At 64.4% G+C, this 15,742-nt stretch carries 22 protein-coding genes and 1 tRNA gene; 17 read left to right on the top strand and 6 right to left on the bottom strand.

The window, feature by feature from the left end; genetic code table 11:
- The first annotated feature begins 22 nt into the window (after positions 1–22).
- The 9 genes from AAHG09_RS14630 (at position 23) to AAHG09_RS14590 (ending at position 6,939) form a co-directional block, all read left to right on the top strand.
- Positions 23–712: a DUF3102 domain-containing protein gene (locus AAHG09_RS14630; RefSeq protein ID WP_342108077.1), complete on the top strand. Its 690-nt coding sequence runs from the start codon at positions 23–25 to the stop codon at positions 710–712.
- A gap of 360 nt (positions 713–1,072) precedes the next feature.
- On the top strand, positions 1,073–1,354 hold the full coding sequence (locus AAHG09_RS14625) for a hypothetical protein (RefSeq protein WP_342108076.1): 282 nt from the start codon (positions 1,073–1,075) through the stop codon (positions 1,352–1,354).
- A gap of 1 nt (position 1,355) precedes the next feature.
- Positions 1,356–1,601, top strand: a complete 246-nt coding sequence (locus AAHG09_RS14620; protein WP_342108075.1) for a hypothetical protein — start codon at positions 1,356–1,358, stop codon at positions 1,599–1,601.
- 169 nt (positions 1,602–1,770) lie between these two features.
- Complete coding sequence (locus tag AAHG09_RS14615; RefSeq protein ID WP_342108074.1) at positions 1,771–2,361, top strand: hypothetical protein; 591 nt, start codon at positions 1,771–1,773, stop codon at positions 2,359–2,361.
- Positions 2,358–2,696 (top strand): helix-turn-helix domain-containing protein, encoded by a 339-nt coding sequence (locus AAHG09_RS14610; protein ID WP_342108073.1) that lies wholly within the window; start codon positions 2,358–2,360, stop codon positions 2,694–2,696. Before AAHG09_RS14615 ends, AAHG09_RS14610 begins: the two co-directional genes overlap by 4 nt.
- A 199-nt stretch (positions 2,697–2,895) precedes the next feature.
- Entirely contained in the window at positions 2,896–3,675 is a 780-nt protein-coding gene (locus AAHG09_RS14605; RefSeq protein ID WP_342108072.1) for a hypothetical protein, read from the top strand.
- A gap of 16 nt (positions 3,676–3,691) precedes the next feature.
- Positions 3,692–4,024 (top strand): hypothetical protein, encoded by a 333-nt coding sequence (locus AAHG09_RS14600; RefSeq protein ID WP_342108071.1) that lies wholly within the window; start codon positions 3,692–3,694, stop codon positions 4,022–4,024.
- A 2-nt stretch (positions 4,025–4,026) separates the two neighbouring features.
- Positions 4,027–4,278 (top strand): hypothetical protein, encoded by a 252-nt coding sequence (locus tag AAHG09_RS14595; RefSeq protein WP_342108070.1) that lies wholly within the window; start codon positions 4,027–4,029, stop codon positions 4,276–4,278.
- A 9-nt stretch (positions 4,279–4,287) separates the two neighbouring features.
- Positions 4,288–6,939 carry a phage tail tip lysozyme gene (locus tag AAHG09_RS14590; protein WP_342108069.1) on the top strand — a complete coding sequence of 884 codons (2,652 nt, stop codon included), beginning with the start codon at positions 4,288–4,290 and terminating at the stop codon, positions 6,937–6,939.
- 66 nt (positions 6,940–7,005) lie between these two features.
- Here AAHG09_RS14590 and AAHG09_RS14585 read toward each other — a convergent pair whose 3' ends face one another.
- Complete coding sequence (locus AAHG09_RS14585) at positions 7,006–7,635, bottom strand: hypothetical protein (protein ID WP_342108068.1); 630 nt, start codon at positions 7,633–7,635, stop codon at positions 7,006–7,008.
- 543 nt (positions 7,636–8,178) lie between these two features.
- Between AAHG09_RS14585 and AAHG09_RS14580 the strand changes: the two genes are divergently transcribed.
- Complete coding sequence (locus AAHG09_RS14580) at positions 8,179–8,628, top strand: hypothetical protein (RefSeq protein WP_342108067.1); 450 nt, start codon at positions 8,179–8,181, stop codon at positions 8,626–8,628.
- A gap of 23 nt (positions 8,629–8,651) precedes the next feature.
- On the opposite strand, the gene AAHG09_RS14575 is transcribed toward AAHG09_RS14580, so the two are convergent.
- A complete protein-coding gene (locus AAHG09_RS14575; RefSeq protein ID WP_342108066.1) occupies positions 8,652–8,993 on the bottom strand; it encodes an SPOR domain-containing protein in 342 nt (113 codons plus the stop codon).
- Between the two features lie 198 nt (positions 8,994–9,191).
- Between AAHG09_RS14575 and AAHG09_RS14570 the strand changes: the two genes are divergently transcribed.
- The 3 genes from AAHG09_RS14570 to AAHG09_RS14560 are packed head-to-tail and all read left to right on the top strand — an operon-like array spanning position 9,192 to position 10,321.
- Positions 9,192–9,599, top strand: coding sequence for a hypothetical protein (locus AAHG09_RS14570; RefSeq protein WP_342108065.1), 408 nt, complete (start codon positions 9,192–9,194; stop codon positions 9,597–9,599).
- Between the two features lie 2 nt (positions 9,600–9,601).
- Complete coding sequence (locus tag AAHG09_RS14565; RefSeq protein ID WP_342108064.1) at positions 9,602–9,919, top strand: hypothetical protein; 318 nt, start codon at positions 9,602–9,604, stop codon at positions 9,917–9,919.
- 3 nt (positions 9,920–9,922) lie between these two features.
- On the top strand, positions 9,923–10,321 hold the full coding sequence (locus AAHG09_RS14560; RefSeq protein ID WP_342108063.1) for a hypothetical protein: 399 nt from the start codon (positions 9,923–9,925) through the stop codon (positions 10,319–10,321).
- A gap of 423 nt (positions 10,322–10,744) precedes the next feature.
- Here the strand turns inward: AAHG09_RS14560 and AAHG09_RS14555 are convergent, their stop codons facing one another.
- The gene (locus AAHG09_RS14555; protein WP_342108062.1) at positions 10,745–10,906 is read right to left on the bottom strand and encodes a hypothetical protein; all 162 of its coding nucleotides are present in this window, start codon (positions 10,904–10,906) and stop codon (positions 10,745–10,747) included.
- Between the two features lie 250 nt (positions 10,907–11,156).
- Here AAHG09_RS14555 and AAHG09_RS14550 point away from each other — a divergent pair, with 250 nt between their 5' ends.
- The 4 genes from AAHG09_RS14550 to AAHG09_RS14535 are packed head-to-tail and all read left to right on the top strand — an operon-like array spanning position 11,157 to position 12,461.
- Positions 11,157–11,612, top strand: a complete 456-nt coding sequence (locus AAHG09_RS14550; protein WP_342108061.1) for a hypothetical protein — start codon at positions 11,157–11,159, stop codon at positions 11,610–11,612.
- Entirely contained in the window at positions 11,609–11,827 is a 219-nt protein-coding gene (locus tag AAHG09_RS14545; RefSeq protein ID WP_342108059.1) for a hypothetical protein, read from the top strand. The genes AAHG09_RS14550 and AAHG09_RS14545 overlap by 4 nt, the downstream gene beginning before the upstream one ends.
- Positions 11,824–12,270, top strand: a complete 447-nt coding sequence (locus AAHG09_RS14540; protein WP_342108058.1) for a hypothetical protein — start codon at positions 11,824–11,826, stop codon at positions 12,268–12,270. Before AAHG09_RS14545 ends, AAHG09_RS14540 begins: the two co-directional genes overlap by 4 nt.
- Positions 12,261–12,461: a hypothetical protein gene (locus AAHG09_RS14535; protein ID WP_342108056.1), complete on the top strand. Its 201-nt coding sequence runs from the start codon at positions 12,261–12,263 to the stop codon at positions 12,459–12,461. The genes AAHG09_RS14540 and AAHG09_RS14535 overlap by 10 nt, the downstream gene beginning before the upstream one ends.
- A gap of 513 nt (positions 12,462–12,974) precedes the next feature.
- On the opposite strand, the gene AAHG09_RS14530 is transcribed toward AAHG09_RS14535, so the two are convergent.
- The 3 genes from AAHG09_RS14530 to tsaE all read right to left on the bottom strand — a co-directional run bounded on the left by AAHG09_RS14530 (position 12,975) and on the right by tsaE (position 15,557).
- Positions 12,975–13,051, bottom strand: a tRNA-Arg gene (locus tag AAHG09_RS14530).
- Positions 13,052–13,168: 117 nt separating this feature from the next.
- Positions 13,169–13,921 (bottom strand): nucleotidyltransferase family protein, encoded by a 753-nt coding sequence (locus AAHG09_RS14525; protein WP_342108055.1) that lies wholly within the window; start codon positions 13,919–13,921, stop codon positions 13,169–13,171.
- 19 nt (positions 13,922–13,940) lie between these two features.
- Positions 13,941–15,557 carry a tRNA (adenosine(37)-N6)-threonylcarbamoyltransferase complex ATPase subunit type 1 TsaE gene (gene tsaE, locus AAHG09_RS14520; protein ID WP_342108054.1) on the bottom strand — a complete coding sequence of 539 codons (1,617 nt, stop codon included), beginning with the start codon at positions 15,555–15,557 and terminating at the stop codon, positions 13,941–13,943.
- Positions 15,558–15,742: the final 185 nt, after the last annotated feature.

The raw sequence follows: 15,742 nt of genomic DNA, 5'->3' as shown, positions 1-15,742 counted from the left end.
CATCAGCAACGGAGGATTCGTGATGACCCATTCCAATATCGCCGGTGCGATCAACGCGGCCCATGCCGGTGTCGAGGCTGCCAAGCGCGAGGGCGCCCGGTACGCCGTTGAGTGCGGCAGGCTTCTGGCCCAGGCCAAGGACACCGTCCCGCACGGCGGCTGGGACGCGTGGCTCCGGCTGAACACCACCGTCTCGCCCAGGACGGCGCAGCTCTACATGCGGATCGCCCGGCATGTCGAAGGCGACTCCGCAAAAGCGCAACGCGTTGCGGGTTTGAGCGTGCGCGAGGCCGCCGCCGAGGCGACCGTACCGAAGCGGGCTACCGCATCTCGGAAACCCCTGTCGCCCGAGGCCGAGCACGACTTCACCGAGCTGAAGCAGGTGTGGGACGAAGCGAAAGACAACCCCGATTGGCAGGAGGGCGCGGCCCGCGAGCTATTCCGCCTCGGCTACATCACCAAGCCGCAGCGGAACGACATCATCCGCGGCGTGTGGGCGAAGCACTACGCCCACCTAACCGACACGGATCGGAAGGCTTCCGCTAAGAAGGTGGCCGAGATGCTAGCCGAGAAGATGCCTCGCGCGCTGCTGCTCGAACTCATTCCGAAGATCAAGAACGTACCTGCGATCGACATCGCGATCGCGATCCGAGACATACAGGAAGAGCGGAAGCTCAAAGCGGCGCGACAGAACAACGCAGCACAACCATAACAGAATACAACGGCGAACACCTAAGCATAACAGCGAACGACGGCGGACGACTGGCCGGCACAAGTCGTTGGCTTGCAATTGGACTTCAAATGATAACACATCTTGGGACATCATTTGCACACGGAGTGCGCCCGAGATGTCCGCCGACCGTATCGAGTTCAGCGAACCCGTCCGCTTCAGGGCTGAGCCCGGTCTGAACCACGCCGTTGCTCGCGCCGCCCGTCAGGCCCGCACCTCGTCTGCCGAGTGGATGCGCCAAGCCCTGAGGGAGAAGCTGAAGGCAGACGGCATTGCGCTCCCGACCCTAGATGACGGCCCCGGTCCAGCCGGTCCTGCCGCTGCCATGAAGCGTGCCGCCTGATGGTGACCGACGCTTCGGCCGATCTCGCTGTCTTCCTCCTCAAGGAAGCGATGAACCGCACGCCCACCCTGGCGGCCTTCCTGATCGCAGAGGGCCGACGCCTGCCCGAGGATCCCGCTGAGGCTCAACGCGAGGTCCGCCAGCGCTGGCCTGAGATGTCGGTCGATGAGCGGGACATGGCCTTCCAGATGGCCGCCAACGTGCTGCGGCGGATCAGGGATGACGCCGTCGAGAACATCGCCCGACTCGATGCACTGACCACCGATGCAGGGAGAGGCTGAGATGCGCATCACCATCAGGGATCAGGTGAAGGCCGCCATCATCAGCACCATGGCCGAGGCCGAGAAGGCAGGACAGTGCCCGTTGGCTGCTGCCGAGGCTGCCTACCCCGGCGTGCCGATGGTGGTGCTGGGCACCTGCTACGGCGAGATGCTGTCGGACCAGGAGGACCGCTGGTGGCAGACGGTCGAGCGCGTCATCGATGGCGAGCTGGTCCGGCGTGCCGTTGCCAGTGCCTCTGCCCAGTGAGGTGGGACCCAGCGGGGATCTCCGCAGGGAGGGTGACCGGTCAGAGTGAGTTCCAAGGTTCTTCGGAGGGCTCCCCCAAGGGGAGGGTCCGTTCGAGTGAATACAATATCCAGGCGGTGGGGTCGAAAACCCGGCAACACGCAACGCCGCGCAACAGGCAACACGCAACATGGCAACAACTGAGACCCGAGCCGCCTTCGCCCGCCGTCATGGCGTGAACCGTTCGACGGTTGGCCGATGGGAGGCCAAGGGCAGCATCGTGTTGACGGTCGACGGGCTGGTGAACGTCGAGGCGTCAGAGCAGTTGCTGGGCGGCCGGGCGGAAACCTACCGCGGTGGGAAGGCCAAGGGGCCGAGCGCGCAAAAGCCCCGTTCCGAGTTTTTCCCAGATCTGGAAAAAACCTCAGCCGCCGATCCGCTGGCGCTCGCACACGCCGGCCTTGCCGAGGTAATCCGCGCGATCGGCCCCTACGCCGCCCGCATGGCGGTGGAGTTCGGCGCGCCGCTGGAGGTCGCTTACGGACTTGATCAGGCCGTTGCCGTTGAGGCCGATGGCATCGCAGCTCGGTTCCTGGCCCAGCATGGTCACCCTGACACCGCCAACGGCTACGGCGCGCTGGAGAGCCTGGGCCTCGATTACTCGGAGGCGGATTGGTCTGCCCTCGCCAAGGTCGCGGGCCTGCCCCTCGACCTCGACGCGCTCGACGCCTGGTTCACCAGCACGGCCTACTGGCGGGCGCCGCCGGATGCGTCGGCATGAGCAGCCCGGTCCCCTCCGTCCCCGACGCGACCCTCGCCGGTTTCCTCGCCGACGTGGATGCGGCCCAGGCTAACCTGCAAGCCTGCCAGGGTCGGCTGGCTGCCTACCTCGTTCACTGCGGGCGGATCGCTCCTCCGGGCACCGAGGCGGGCGCGTGGCCGGCCTCTGCGGCGCACCCGGACCTGTTGACGGTGGCCCACGCTGCAGCCCGCGCCGGTCGCCATGCCGACACGATCACGCGGTGGTGCCGCGAGCGTGGGATCGGCAAAATGTACGGCAAGCGCTGGCGAGTATCAGTTCGCCGCTTGGACGTGCTTCTGAAGCAAAATTTCTGATAATTTCTCTTATTTCCGTATCTGCCGCGAATGCGGCGTTGCGCGTGCCGTATTGCTTTGTTCTGCTGCATCTATCGGCGGAGCGTCCTTTTGACGGCTAGCGGCTCGGCCGAACAACCAAACAGTGCCTCCGGGCTCCGCAGCCATAGCAACGGCCGGTTAAGGCACTGGTGAGCCGCACAAGATTTACAGGTGGAGCATGGCGCAGGTCAGTCGGAAGCGGAAAGAGACGATGGGCGGCGCGGCGGATGCCGCCGACCTCGAACGACTGCGGCGTGACCTCGATGCGGCAGAGGCTGAACGGGCTGATGCTGTTCGCGCGCAGACTGATCTAACCGAGCGCCGCGACGACGTGCTCGCCTCAGAGGACGTGGCCCAGTTGGAAGCGCACGAGACCGCCGTGGCCGCCGTTGAGCGCCGGGTCGCCGTCGCCGAGACGAAGTGCACCCGCCTGGCGGGCGAGATTGAGGACGCCGAAGCCGAAGCCGAGCAGGCTCGCCGCCGCGCGTCCTACCGGCAGGCAGAGAAGGCACTGGCGGAAGCCCGCACCATCATCGTTGAGGAGTACGCCCCGGCAGCCAAGGCCCTCGCCGAGATCCTGCGCCGAGCCAGCAAGCTCCGGGATGTTGTTTTTGAGGCCAACAAGTTCCTGCCGGCGGACGCCGAGCCGTTGAGCGTGCAGCTAGAGCCTGTGTTTGACGGCAAGCTGTATCGCGGTCTCGAAGGTCGGACTCAGACCGTCGAATACTACGTCAACCGGAAAACAGGGCTGCGCGCTGGCCCGTACGATTGCCCGATGTTGCATTCCGAGCGGGACAAGTGGATCCGGCACGAGGAGACGATCGAACTGCCTCTGCCCCGACTCCCGGCCGTCGAGCACCGCTCCGTGATCAGTTTCACTAACCTGCCGGGCGTCGAAGGCCCGGACTCGTACATCTACGCCGCTCCGTTCTGGGGCAGCCCGCGCTTCAACGATTAGATCGGGAGGACCGACCATGATCTCAGAGAAAGCCTTCCGGAAGTGGCAGAAGCGTCAGTCGGCTATTGAGGAACAGGAGCAGGCCCGCGCCCGCGCCGACATCGGTGCGGAGATCGATGCCGCCCTCGTCGAGATCCGCCGCATCCGCGAGCGCGAGGAGACGCAGGCCCGCTTCCTCCATGCCCGCCGGCACGAGACTGCCATCCGGCAGCTCGGCCAGCCGCAGCCGGGCCTGACTGAGGCGCAGAAGCGCGAGCGGCATGCTGAGATCCGCCGCGGTGTCGAGCGTGATGTTGCTGCCTTCGAGGCAGAGCGCCAGCAGCTCGGCGACGCCATCGGCCGCCGGTAGCCATGACCCGCGTCGCTGTGATCGCCGACTACCTGCTCAGCACCGGCATCGGCGACACCGAGGCCGCATGGAAGGCCGAGGTTGTCGAGACGATCATGACCCGCTGGCCGGGCGTGACCCGCGAGGATCTGACGGCGGCATTCGAAGTCGCGACCCTTGAGACGGCGGCCGAGGCGGCTGTGGCCATGGCGGACAATCTTGATTGCCTTGCTGCAGCGGCATCGCCGAACCCCATCACTCATCCGCAGAAGTAGGAGCGCGCCTTGAGCCAAGAAGAAGCTCTGCGGATGACTGCCGAGGTCATCGACAAGTCTACCGGCCCTCTCAAGAGCATTCAAAATGCACTTCGCGGCTTTGCGCAAGAGGGCGCAGGGCATGTTGATGTCCTGAATAAGGGGTTCGGCCGCGTCGAGCAGTCGATGCAGTCGGTCGGTCGTACTGCTACGAGCGTCGTCAATCCCGCGCTCGGTTCAGTCGGTATCACTGCGCTCACGGTAACGGCGGCGCTGGCTGGCATCGGCGCGGCCATGCGCAACTTTGGTTCGTCCGCCAAGGAATTGGGCCAGCTCTCCCGTGATACCGGCGTTGCGGCTCAGACCCTGCGCGAGATGCAGGGCATCCTGGGCAAGGTCGGCGTGGATGCGGGACAGTCCGCCACTGCGTTCCAGCAATTCGCCGAGAACGCGCGCTTGGCCCGGCGCGGCATCGGCCCGCTGATGGAATTTCTGCGCACTCAGGGGACGAGCGCTGAAGGTCGCAAGTACTTCAACGACCTCGCTGACGCCATCATGCACTCAAAGGACAACTCCGAGGCGCTGACCAAGGCGCTGGAGGGACTTGAGGGCGTGTCTGATCCAGTCGCGCGTCGGAAGTACGCTCAGGAAGTGCTTGGCATCGCGGAAGCCGCGCGCCTTGCAGACGGGCACCTTGGAACGCTTCGTCAGCAGATCGACAAGTTCCGTAGCGATAACGGTGTTCTGTCTCCGCAGGATATCAAAAACGCGGAAGACTACGCCCGGGCGATGGACGGGTTGAAGGGCACGTTCAGCAAGCTCGGCGACGCCATTGCGCGCGAGGCCACCCCGAACCTGACGGAAGCGGCTAAGGCGGTCAAAGCATTCCTTGATGATGAGCGGAAGGGCGTCACGCCAGCCATTGTTGAGGCGATCCGCGATATCGCGACTTGGCTGAAATCAATTGACTGGACCAGGGCGTTCGCTGAGGCCGGAGATGGCTTCAAGACCCTCAAGGGCGATGTAACCGAGGCAGTCACCGAGATCCGCACGCTATTGAGGGATCTCGGCAATAAGGATGTGTCTGACCCTATCGTCGGCATGTTCAAAGAGGTTGGGCAAGCCGCTCGGGATACCGGCACGGCGATCCGTGCCGCCGCTCTCGCCTTAGGCGCCTTGAACGACCTCAAGAACTTCGATTTCTCGGAGGCCGGCAAGAAGCTCGACAAGATTGACCGCATGGCCGATGCGGGTGTCGGAAGGCGAACTAATGCTCCTGCGAGCAAGGCGCCCACCGCCTTGGATGAGGCGTTGGACGCGCAGATGCGCGGGCAGTCAGCGAGCCCAGAGGCTATTCAGCAGAACGAAAACCTGCGACGGAACGCCGGTCGTGCACGCGAGATAGAGGACCGCACTGCCGCCATTCAGCAGCAGCTCGGCCAGTTCGATCTGCTGCGCAAGAGTGGCACGGACAACGACCGTGCCCGTGATCAGGCTGATCGTCTTCGTCGCGAGATGGAGCGGCTGACGGATGAACTGAAGCGCATCCGCGAGGGGGGCGCGACGGTCCAGCAGCAAAGCTTTGATGCATCGGCCGGCGGTGCGTTCGGGGGCGCTCGCATTCATACGGCGAGCCTTGGTGGGGCAGCCGCTGCGGCTCGCGTTGGGCGCATGCTGGGCGGCGGAGGCGGCATCTACGCGCCAGGGGGTGAAGGCGGCTCGTTGCCCCTTGACCCCAACGATCCCGTTGTACGGCGCCGGTTCGATGCTTTTCGGGCGAACCGTGGTGGCGCCGCCGCTGAGCGAGTCGGCGGGATATTGCGGGGCGAGGATACACCCAGAGATGACGGCCGAGGTAGTGCCGGATCTGCCCGAACCAGCCAAATGATGGGCTACGCGATGGATCAGCTCCGTCGCGAAGGCGTGCCGGAGGACAAGCTTCGAGAGGCCGCGGCGCACCTCGTTGGGCAGGCCACGATGGAGAGCGGCCTGGACCCGAACAAGATCCACGACGGGGGAACCGGCTACGACATCTACGGCGCTCGGGATCCGAAAGGCTGGGGCAACTACCGCGGCGCGCGACGCAGCGACATGGTGCGGTGGCTTGAAGCGAACGGCTACGCACGCAACTCGGCCGAAGGGCAGATGCGCGAGATGGTCCACCAGGCCATGTCCGGGAAGTATCCACGCACCAAGGCGATCCTGATGGGCCGGGGGACCGGCGACATCGAGCACGACACCAACTCCATTACCAAGGAGTTCGAGTCCCCGGCGGTCATCAACCGCCGCTCAGGCGCCGTGCGGAACGCTATGCGTGTCGGGCCGGGGCGCGAGGTTGGCGATGCTGGCAACACCCTCCCCAATGGCTTCCCTCGCATTCTGAAGCCCGGTCACATCGATGCCGATGGCGCGGGGTTCGCAGGAGCTTATCGAGCCCGCCAGGCTGAGCAGGACGCTATCCGCTCCGATATGGCGCCAAAGGTGGGTGAGCGATCCCTGTTGCAGAGATCTCTGCGCGCGAACGGCGTGGGCGTAACGCCCAACGTAGAAGGAGCGGTCAATATCCGTATCGATAAGCCCGGCCCGGACACGCGGGTAAAGGCCGATGCCAGCGGCGCCCTGTTCCGGACCATCAAGCAGACACGCGGCCGTCAGATGCAGCCGGCGGGGGATGATGTCTGACCCGCTCAGGCCAACCCTCTTCCGCGACGTGGTTCAGAACCACGGGCGGCAGATGGCGAAGGCAGATTAGTTGTCCGCATAACACGCCTCTCGATCACCAAGGTCCCTGACGGTGCCTCTCTGGAACGCGACTCCCGTCCAGACGATCTCTTCGAACTTGCAGCGCTCGTTCGAGATGTAGCGAGCAGCGATCAGGCGGCTGTCGGTTTGGTACTTCATGTCGAGCGACAGCATGTCTTCGCCGCCCAAAGGGGAGTCGATCACGCGCCCTGTCTGCACGTCGACCACCGGCACGAAGACGCAGCTTGAGCCACAGCCGATCGGCACGAGAGCGAGGTGGCCCGCGAAATTCGGGCCGGCCTTAGCACCGGCTAGAATGCGGGTTCTGTACGAGGCATGCTGGCGATCACGCCCCCGAAAATCCGGAAGGCCTATGGGTCCGCGGTATGGAGCGACGGCGTAGGCCGCGAAGTTAGACACCTTCGGTTTAGTTGTGTTGGCACCCGCAGAGGGCGTCGCCTGGGCGGCTGGCTTTGAGACATCATCGAAGCACCGTAGGCGTAGCAGCGAGTCCTTCACGTCCCGGCAGGCCGCGATGTCCGCTGTGCTCTGAGCCTGCGCCCCGCCGGTAGCAACCATGAGCGCGACGGCGGCGATAGTTGTGCGCATCGCAAAGATCAATTTCGGTTGCGGCATCCTCACTCCTCGATCTCATCACGGAAGTGGTCAACTAAATCCTGGCCTAGGAGAGGATTGCCTTTTGTTGTCCCAGACACAATGAGCAGCGTGTTTGGTGCAGGGAAAGTGCCTGTGTAGGTAAATACCAATTTCATGGGCTTGCCTGGGGTATCGTAGTATTTCCCTCGTCGAACGCATGTGATCTGGACGTTTGGGCCAGCACCATCAGCGACTGAGCAGTCGTTCATTTCTGAATGACCGATAAGCCACTTTTGTGCCGTACCAGCAGGGACTGCCTTGCCGGTCGGACCTAGGATTTCGAGCCGGGTGTTTGGAGACGAAAGCCGAGCATACCGCTGCCAAGGCAGAGCCTTTTCTGAAGCATGCACTCCTCCAACAGCGGTACACAAAGCCAGGAGTGAGAGCGCGTAGTGCATGCTATTCAACCGAATTCACCAATGCCGGGCACGACGACCGAAACTGAGATAACTCTGAAGGCCTTTCCTGGGCTAGCCGCTAAGTGAGCCTTGAGGCTGCTTCTGATCCTGTTACGCTGATGCGATGCGCATCGTCGCCCCAACCGTTCTGGCCTTCGTACTGTCGCTCGGCCCCTCGGTGGCCCTAGAGTACGCGGGCACCTGTCGCGGCGCCTCAGCCACCGTCACCGAGATTGAGGGCTTGGACACCCCGCGGGCGCGGATGGTCGCTCAGCACGCGATGCCGGACGCGATCACCTACTGCCACTACTCGCTCGGGAGTGCCGCCGGGAAGAAGCCCCCGACTGGTGCCGCGCTTCAGCGCTGCGCCCAGGAATTCATGCGGGAGGCTGAGAAGTCAGGTCCGCTGCGGGCCACTGCGAACTGCAAGACTGGCACCCTGAGCACGTCTGGACCCAACTGGTCGAACGCCTACAAGCTGCCTCTGACGCCGATGTGCGGCGACGACAACAATCAGGCTATCAGCCTCTTCAAGGTGCTGTGCCCGTCCTACGAAGGGAAGATCGAGGAGTAGCAGGAACGATCGGCCGAACCGCGCTACTCGCCGAGATACCGAGCGCTCTTAACGTAGGCAGAAGGCACACAGCGCCGGACCCGAGCCACGATCGCGTCAGCCTCAGCATGCTCAGTGTAGGGTCCTGTCACGACCACATCGAAGCCTGGCGCGAAACCGGCGAACTTGTCCGAAAAATCGTTGAACGGCTTGAAGCCACACCGCTTGAGGCCGCTGGAGGCTTTGGCGATCGAAGCGTCGTTGCGGTCGGCACCACTCTGTCGGAACGAGCCGGCCACGATCCACCAGCCTTCGTTCAGCTCTTCGCCTGCTTGCGCCCCACCGGCAGCGACGACGAGAGCGAGGGCGGCGAGGGCTGTGCGCATGGGGCAAGATAGCGACTGTGGTACCCGTGTCGAGACTACATCTGGGCGCCACAGAATATGCGATCGGCGCTGATTTATGGCTTCAATGCGGGCGGTGACAGTGGGCGAGCCTTCGAAAACATAATCTCTGGATAGTGGTTGGCAACCACATCGTTCCGCTCTAAGTCGGTCTGCGGTTTTGGATCGTCCCGCAGGGTTATGAGCCATCTGTCGTTTTGGATAGCCGCTATAGTAGTTCCATTGCTTTCGGTCGGAGCAAACTGTGTGCTGCGCATATGTCTCAAGCGACCACAAAGCGCAGCGGCTGACGTAATTCTTACTATGATAGTTTTTGATGCAGTTGTCATATCTCAGATCGAGGAATTTAAGAAATTTGTGACACCACTATTTAAAGAGGACATAGCTTCTGTTTTTGTTTTTCTTCTATTGTTGGATTTTTGTTTTTGGATTATATCAGTTATTGTGATTGAAGACCGTATGGACCGGCTTTTTAACCGCCGCACAAAAACCTACAAACCCGGCATTGCCGGCCCCATATTGGGCGCTGTGGTTGTGTCTGTCATTGTGATAGGCTTGAACGTCGTGCCATTTGCCTACGGAAGGTAGCCATGCGTGATTTCCTTCTTGCCGCGCTCATCGTCGTTGTGATTGGAGGCGGCTTGGCAGTCCCCCTGTCAATGGCAATTGCCAAGATGGCTGTGTCTGGCCCTCCGCGTTGGCTTCGGTTCAATCAGAGAGATAACGGCGATCAAGTGGTGGGCGGCCGTCCGGATATCTTTATTGCGAGCATGGGCGTTTCAGGTCTCTGGTCGAACACAACATCTACAAGTGCTATTTACATGCCAAGCCCTGGCGTAACTCGTACGGGCGCGGCTCCTATAGATGTAAAAATTGGTGCCGTCGACAATAATCAGGTCGCTGCATAGCATATGATCCCGCCCAAAGACAGCGCCGTCCGGTTCATGCTATGCGATGAAGTTCGGCTTGAGCATGGTAATAAACTAGCTATACTAGGGTTCTTCCCTGGCGGCGGTGTAAATCTGCCGACCAACAAGGATGGAGAGCCTGAGGCTGTACCTGCTCTAACCTTCATTTTCCTGATTGAAGATGGAGAAGGGCAATTTGAGGCAACTTTTCAAATAAACGATGAAGCAGAGAATACCCTGTTCGCAAGCGATATTGGATTGATACAAAAAAATATAGGAATACCAGCGGTCGCCGTTGTTCGCGTGGCCCCCTTTAAGTCTAAAATCTGGGGACTACACTCGGCGAATATCTATTTGTCCGGCAGACGATACACGAAAGAATTCAACTTGAGTCCAGCTTAATAAAATCGCTACAAATTTACTAGAGTGAGATGTTCGCTAACATAATTCTCTGTCCGGTCTAGCGCTAAGCTTCTAGCGCTTACTCAATTCCGAAGCCGCACCCCCGGCCACTCGCCGTTCTCGTCGACGAGGATGACGCGGGCTGCGATCAGTGCGGAATGGACTCGATGCTGCGACGGTAGCGCGCCATGCCTCTCTCGTCAGGCATGGGCCCCTCGTGCTCACACTCCTGTTTGTGGTGCTCAAAGACGCATCGCGTCGTAGGGGGTGAGCCGCAAACCGTGTCGAGTTTCTTGTAGCTGACGCACTGGCCGCTCGGTCCACGGAAGCCAGGGCCGCCTTTGCAACCGCACCCGGTGCACTGACAGGCGAGCGCCGCCGTCGCGCTACAAATTAGCAGCATGCCGGCGGCTAGCGCGCTTCTCACTTCAGATAGCCCTTCGCCTTCAGGTGCTCGATCACGAGCAGTTCCATCAGTGCGGCCAGCGAGCGGTTGTCATCCGCGGCAGCCTTCTCCGCGGCGGCCTTCACTGACGGTCGCATCCGGACCTGGAAGACGGCGGTCTTTTTCTCTTCCAGAACCATTGTATGTCGGACCGATTGACAAGCGCGGATGTACCGTGATTGTATGTCGGTGCGCTCTACAGCGCAACGGCCCGCAACGGTGTTTGCACCACCGCGCGGGCCTGACCATCAACGTCTGGGATCTACGTCAATGGCTACCCACGCTTATAGCACACGCACGCCCTTATTACCCCTGTCTCGCAGTGCTCAGCCCTTATTAGGCCAGGGGCTCGGCAGGCAGTCGGGCCCCGTCACCCAGGCCATTAGGGCCATGCGGGCGGCGGAGCCGCTCCCGCCCGCCGATGCCGCGATCGAGGCCATCCGCGAAGGCCTGATCCGCTACTTCGTCGAGGAGGACGGCGCAGACCGCCAGCGCGTCCGCGAGCTGCGCCGCCGGATCGCCGACCGGATCGAGGCCGACCTGGCCTTATTAGATGCGCTCGACCCCGATCCCGAGGCCGAGCCCAGCCTTGGGGCTTCCGAGCCCTTCACGGTCGGCCCGGCCCTTGATTGGGTCTACGGCAGCGGAGACGACCGCGAAGAAGATGCTGGCGACGATCGCGAGCATGAGAACGAACACGGTGGCGACATCCAAGATGAGCCGCACGACTCCGAGGAGGATCTAGGCGCCGAGGAGGATGAGGGCAGCACCGCCAACATCGTGTTCGACGGGCTGAACACCCGTCGCGTGCACCCGCGCTCTTGCAAGCGTGAGGTGTTCGCATGAGCCATAACCCGGCCTTCCGACCTCTCTCCGACATGGAGGACGACATCCTTGCCGTGACCCGGTGGGCTGCCGTTCTAAACCACCTTGGTACTTCGGAACACGGCGTCTCAAATGACGAAGTTTGGGTCATCAGCAACGTGTTGCGCGACGTGGGCAAGCGTCTCGCCTCAAGTTGGGATGAAGCCTTTGACGCCGCTGCAGGGAGGGCACGATGAGCGCCTCCACCCGCCGCGCCGCGCTCGGCGCCATCTTCGCGGCACCGTTGGCATCCGTGCCGGCGATTGCCGCTGATCCTCACGTCGCCCGCGAGGCCGAAGCTCGTGCCCTGCACCGTCACCATCGGGCAACCGAATGGGGATGGAGCGAACCGAGCTTTTCGCCAGCCTGCATCGCTGCTTCCGAAGCGCACGGCGAGGTCATGCACTTCGCCAACGAGGCATGCGAGATGCCGCCGCCGACCACGCTCGCCGGCTTAGGGGCGTTGGCTTTGTCCATCGCGCTTTCGGAGGAGCAGGCCTACAGCGCCAGCAGTCTGGATGCCGATGAGGCCATGCTGATCGCCCTCGTTCAGGCTGTGCTGGCGATAACCGGAACCGCGTTGCCGCGAGACTACCGGGGCTTTGTCTACGGAGCGGATGGAGGCACGCTATGCGTCTGATCCTTCCCTTCATCATCGCGGTGGCGTGGTGGCAGGCGCGGCGAACGCGTCGGGCCACGTCCGACATGCGCCGGGCGAACTACTACGCCACCCGTGCCCTGCGGACGCTGATCGCTGTCGGGAAGGGGCCGATCCCACTCACGGTCAGCGGCGTGCCGGCCATGCCGCCGATGCCAGTGCTGTGCCGGTAAGGGGGATCGCGAAACGCTACCCCCCTTGCATCCACGCCCGCCCTCGACAGCTGAGGGGCAAATCTGCGGGCGGGCGTGGATCGTCAGCGGGACCGTCTCATCCGCCGGCAGATCGATTATCCGCTAGGCATTCTTGCGAAAGGGTGACCGGCAGTCTCAAGCGATCCAACCCAGGACCGTAGCGCAGCGTTCGGCTTGAGCCCTGGTTAGGCCTGACACGACGGCCGCTCCGTTCCGGTAGACACCGAACGAACCGTCATCTGCCGCGCGGATCTTGATTGAGGCCATTCCTACGCACTCCACACCCGCCGAGGCGGCGCCGGAGGGTAGCGGACGGGAGACCTCGAAGTTTTTGGGTTCCGGGGTTGTCGACAGGCAAATCTGTCGGGCTGCACCGCTTACGAACGCGGCTCGCGCAACCGGTGCGGGCGGCAGCCCAAACCGACTGGCCCCGCTGTTACCCGCAGCGTTACCCCGGTCGGTTCGGCGATGTCCTGAAACTAAGCTAAGTGATGGCGCGCCCGAAAGGATTCGAACCTCTGACCCCCAGATTCGTAGTCTGGTGCTCTATCCAGCTGAGCTACGGGCGCCTGACACGGCGGCGGGGTCTTGGCCCGCCGGTGTGAGGGGGCTTCTAGAGGCTCGGATCGGGCTTGGCAAGACACCGCGGCGCAAGACTTTCACTCCCCACCGATCCGCCGGCCCGGCTACAGGATCCGGGCGCTCGCCTTCACCCGCTCCTCCGCAGCCCGGATCGCCTCCGGCGTGCCGACATGCAGCCACTGGCCGTCGAGGCGCATGCCGAACAGCCGCCCCACCGCGATCGCCCGGTCGAACAGGAGATTCAGCGAGAAGGCCCCCTCCGGCGTGTCGGCGAACAGGCTCGGGTTCAGGATCGCCACGCCCGCGTAGATGAAGGGCGCCACCGCACGCTCGCCGCGGCGCTCCAGGCGGCCGTCCGCGTGCATCACGAAGTCGCCCGCGCCCTCGTAGCCGAGGCTGGTGGTGGTGGGTGCCACCAGCAGCAGACCGTCCATGCGCGATCCGTCCCAGGTCTCGATCAGCCGGCGCAGGTTGGAGGCCGGCCCTTCGAGCCAGAACGAGTCCGAGTTCAAAACCGCGAAGGGCGCGTCCCCGAGGAGCGGCAGCGCCTTGCGGATCCCCCCGCCCGTCTCCAGCAGCGCTCCGCGCTCGTCGGACACGATCGTGGCCGGGCCTTCGCTCGCCCCCTCGGCCCGGCGGGCGAGGTGGCCCTCGATCAGGTCGGGCAGGTAGTGGACGTTGACGATCGCGGTGCCGATCCCGGCCTCGGCGACCCGGTCGAGGGCGTGGTCGAGGAGCGCCTTGCCGGCTACCTCCACCAGGGGTTTGGGGACCGTGGCGGTCACCGGCCGCATGCGCTTGCCCAGGCCCGCGGCCAAGACGAAGGCGCGGCTGACGGCGGGCTCGGGGTCGCTCATGCGGTGACGGATCCGGTGGTCAGGGTTCGGGAACGGCGGGGACGAGGCCCGGCAGATGCGCCGCGTGCCATGCCCGAAGCCCGGCGAGCGCCGGATGGGCGAGGTTGCGGGCGAGGTAGTTCTCGATCCGCGGCAGGTGGGCGAGATAGCCGGGCTTGCCGTCGCGCCGGTCGAGGCGGGCGAAGATGCCGAGGATTTTCGTGGCCCGCTGCGCGGCGAGCAGCGCGTAGGCGGTGGCAAAAGCGCCGACATCGAAGGCCGGGTCCCGGCCCCGCCGCTCGCGGGCGTAGAGGCCGAGCAGCCGCAATTCGAACTCGGCGCTGGCATCGACGCGGGCGTCCTGCAGCAGCGAGGCGACGTCGTAGGCCGGGTGGCCCATCACGGCGTCCTGGAAGTCGATCACCCCGACCCGCTCCAGCCCGTCCCGCTCGGGCAGCCAGATCAGGTTGGGGGAGTGGTAGTCGCGCAGCGTCCAGGTCGGCCGGTCGGGGATGGCGCCCTGGAGCGCCTCCCGCCACAGGTCCACGAAGTCCGACCGCGCCTGCGCCGACAGGGTGACGTCCCGGATCGCGGGGGCGTACCATTCGGGCATCAGCTCCGCCTCGAACAGCAGCGCCTCCACGTCGTAGGGCGGCAGGACGTGGTCGATCCCCTCCGCCACCGGCAGGGTCGCGGGCAGCGGGGTGGCGTGGAGCTTGGCGAGCAGCCGCACCGCCTCGGCGTAGCGCTCCGGCCGCGGGGCGCCGTCCTCGATGACGGGCTCGCTGCCGAGATCCTCCAGGATGAGCAGACCCTCGGCGAGGTCCTCGCCGTAGATCTTGGGCGCCGAGAAGCCGAGCGCCCGCAGGCCCCGGTCGAGGGCCACGAAGGCGTGGACGCTCTCGGCCAGATGCACGATCGCGCTGTAGGGCTTGCCGTCGCGCACCGGCGGCCCGTCCGGCCGGGGCGGGGCGATCATGAGCACGGCGCTGGTGCCGTCAGGCTTGGTCAGGCGCTCGTACGCGCGGGAGGAGGCATCGCCCTGCATCAGCCGCCGCTCGGCGATGTCCCAGCCGCTGCGGTCGAGGAGGCGGCGCACCGCCCGGGCCCGGTCGAGCCGGGCGCGCATGCCGCCGGACCCGTCGATCCGGGCGAGCCGCGCCCCGGGGCCGAACTCCGCCCGCAGGGACAGGTCGATGGTGAGCACCGGCCCGTCGCGGGGGGGCATCCGGTCCGGCCACTCGACCAGGGTGATGGCATCCTCGGCCATCTCGTCGAAGCCGAGTTCCACCAGTTCGTCGGCGTCGCGCAGGCGGTAGAGATCGGCGTGGATGATCGGCCGCCCGTCCCGGGCCGTATAGGGCTGGATCAGCGTGAAGGTCGGGCTCGGCACCTCCAGGTACAGATCGCCGGCCAGTTCCCGGATGATCGCCCGCGCCAGGGTGGTCTTGCCGCCGCCCAGGCCGCCGGACAGCGCCACGATGTCGCCCGGGAGCAGGAGCTCCGACAGGAACAGGCCGAGATCCTCGGTGGCAGGCTCCTCCGGCAGCACGAATTCCCACGGCGCCGGCGGCGTGGATGCGCCCGCTGGCCCGCCGGTCCCCTGCCCGTCCCGATCGTCTCCGTCCAAAGCCGCCTCCGAGACCCGAAGACGCATGGTCCGAAAACACGCTCCGGATGCAAGGGTTTCCGGCCGCGGTTGTGCGCTTCCCGCCCATCCGGTGCACCGAAAGCACGCTCGCGGCGCGACGCCGCCGACCGTCGCTCCGTCGCCGCCCTTGGCATACGGCTTGCCAAAGCGGCGCGGCCACAGCGCCGTTTCGGGCTGTCCAACCCGGCAGA

The sequence above is a fragment of the Methylobacterium guangdongense genome, assembly GCF_038442355.1.
GTDB classification, from domain to species: Bacteria; Pseudomonadota; Alphaproteobacteria; order Rhizobiales; family Beijerinckiaceae; genus Methylobacterium; species Methylobacterium guangdongense.
This window is presented reverse-complemented; position numbering and strand designations above follow the sequence as displayed.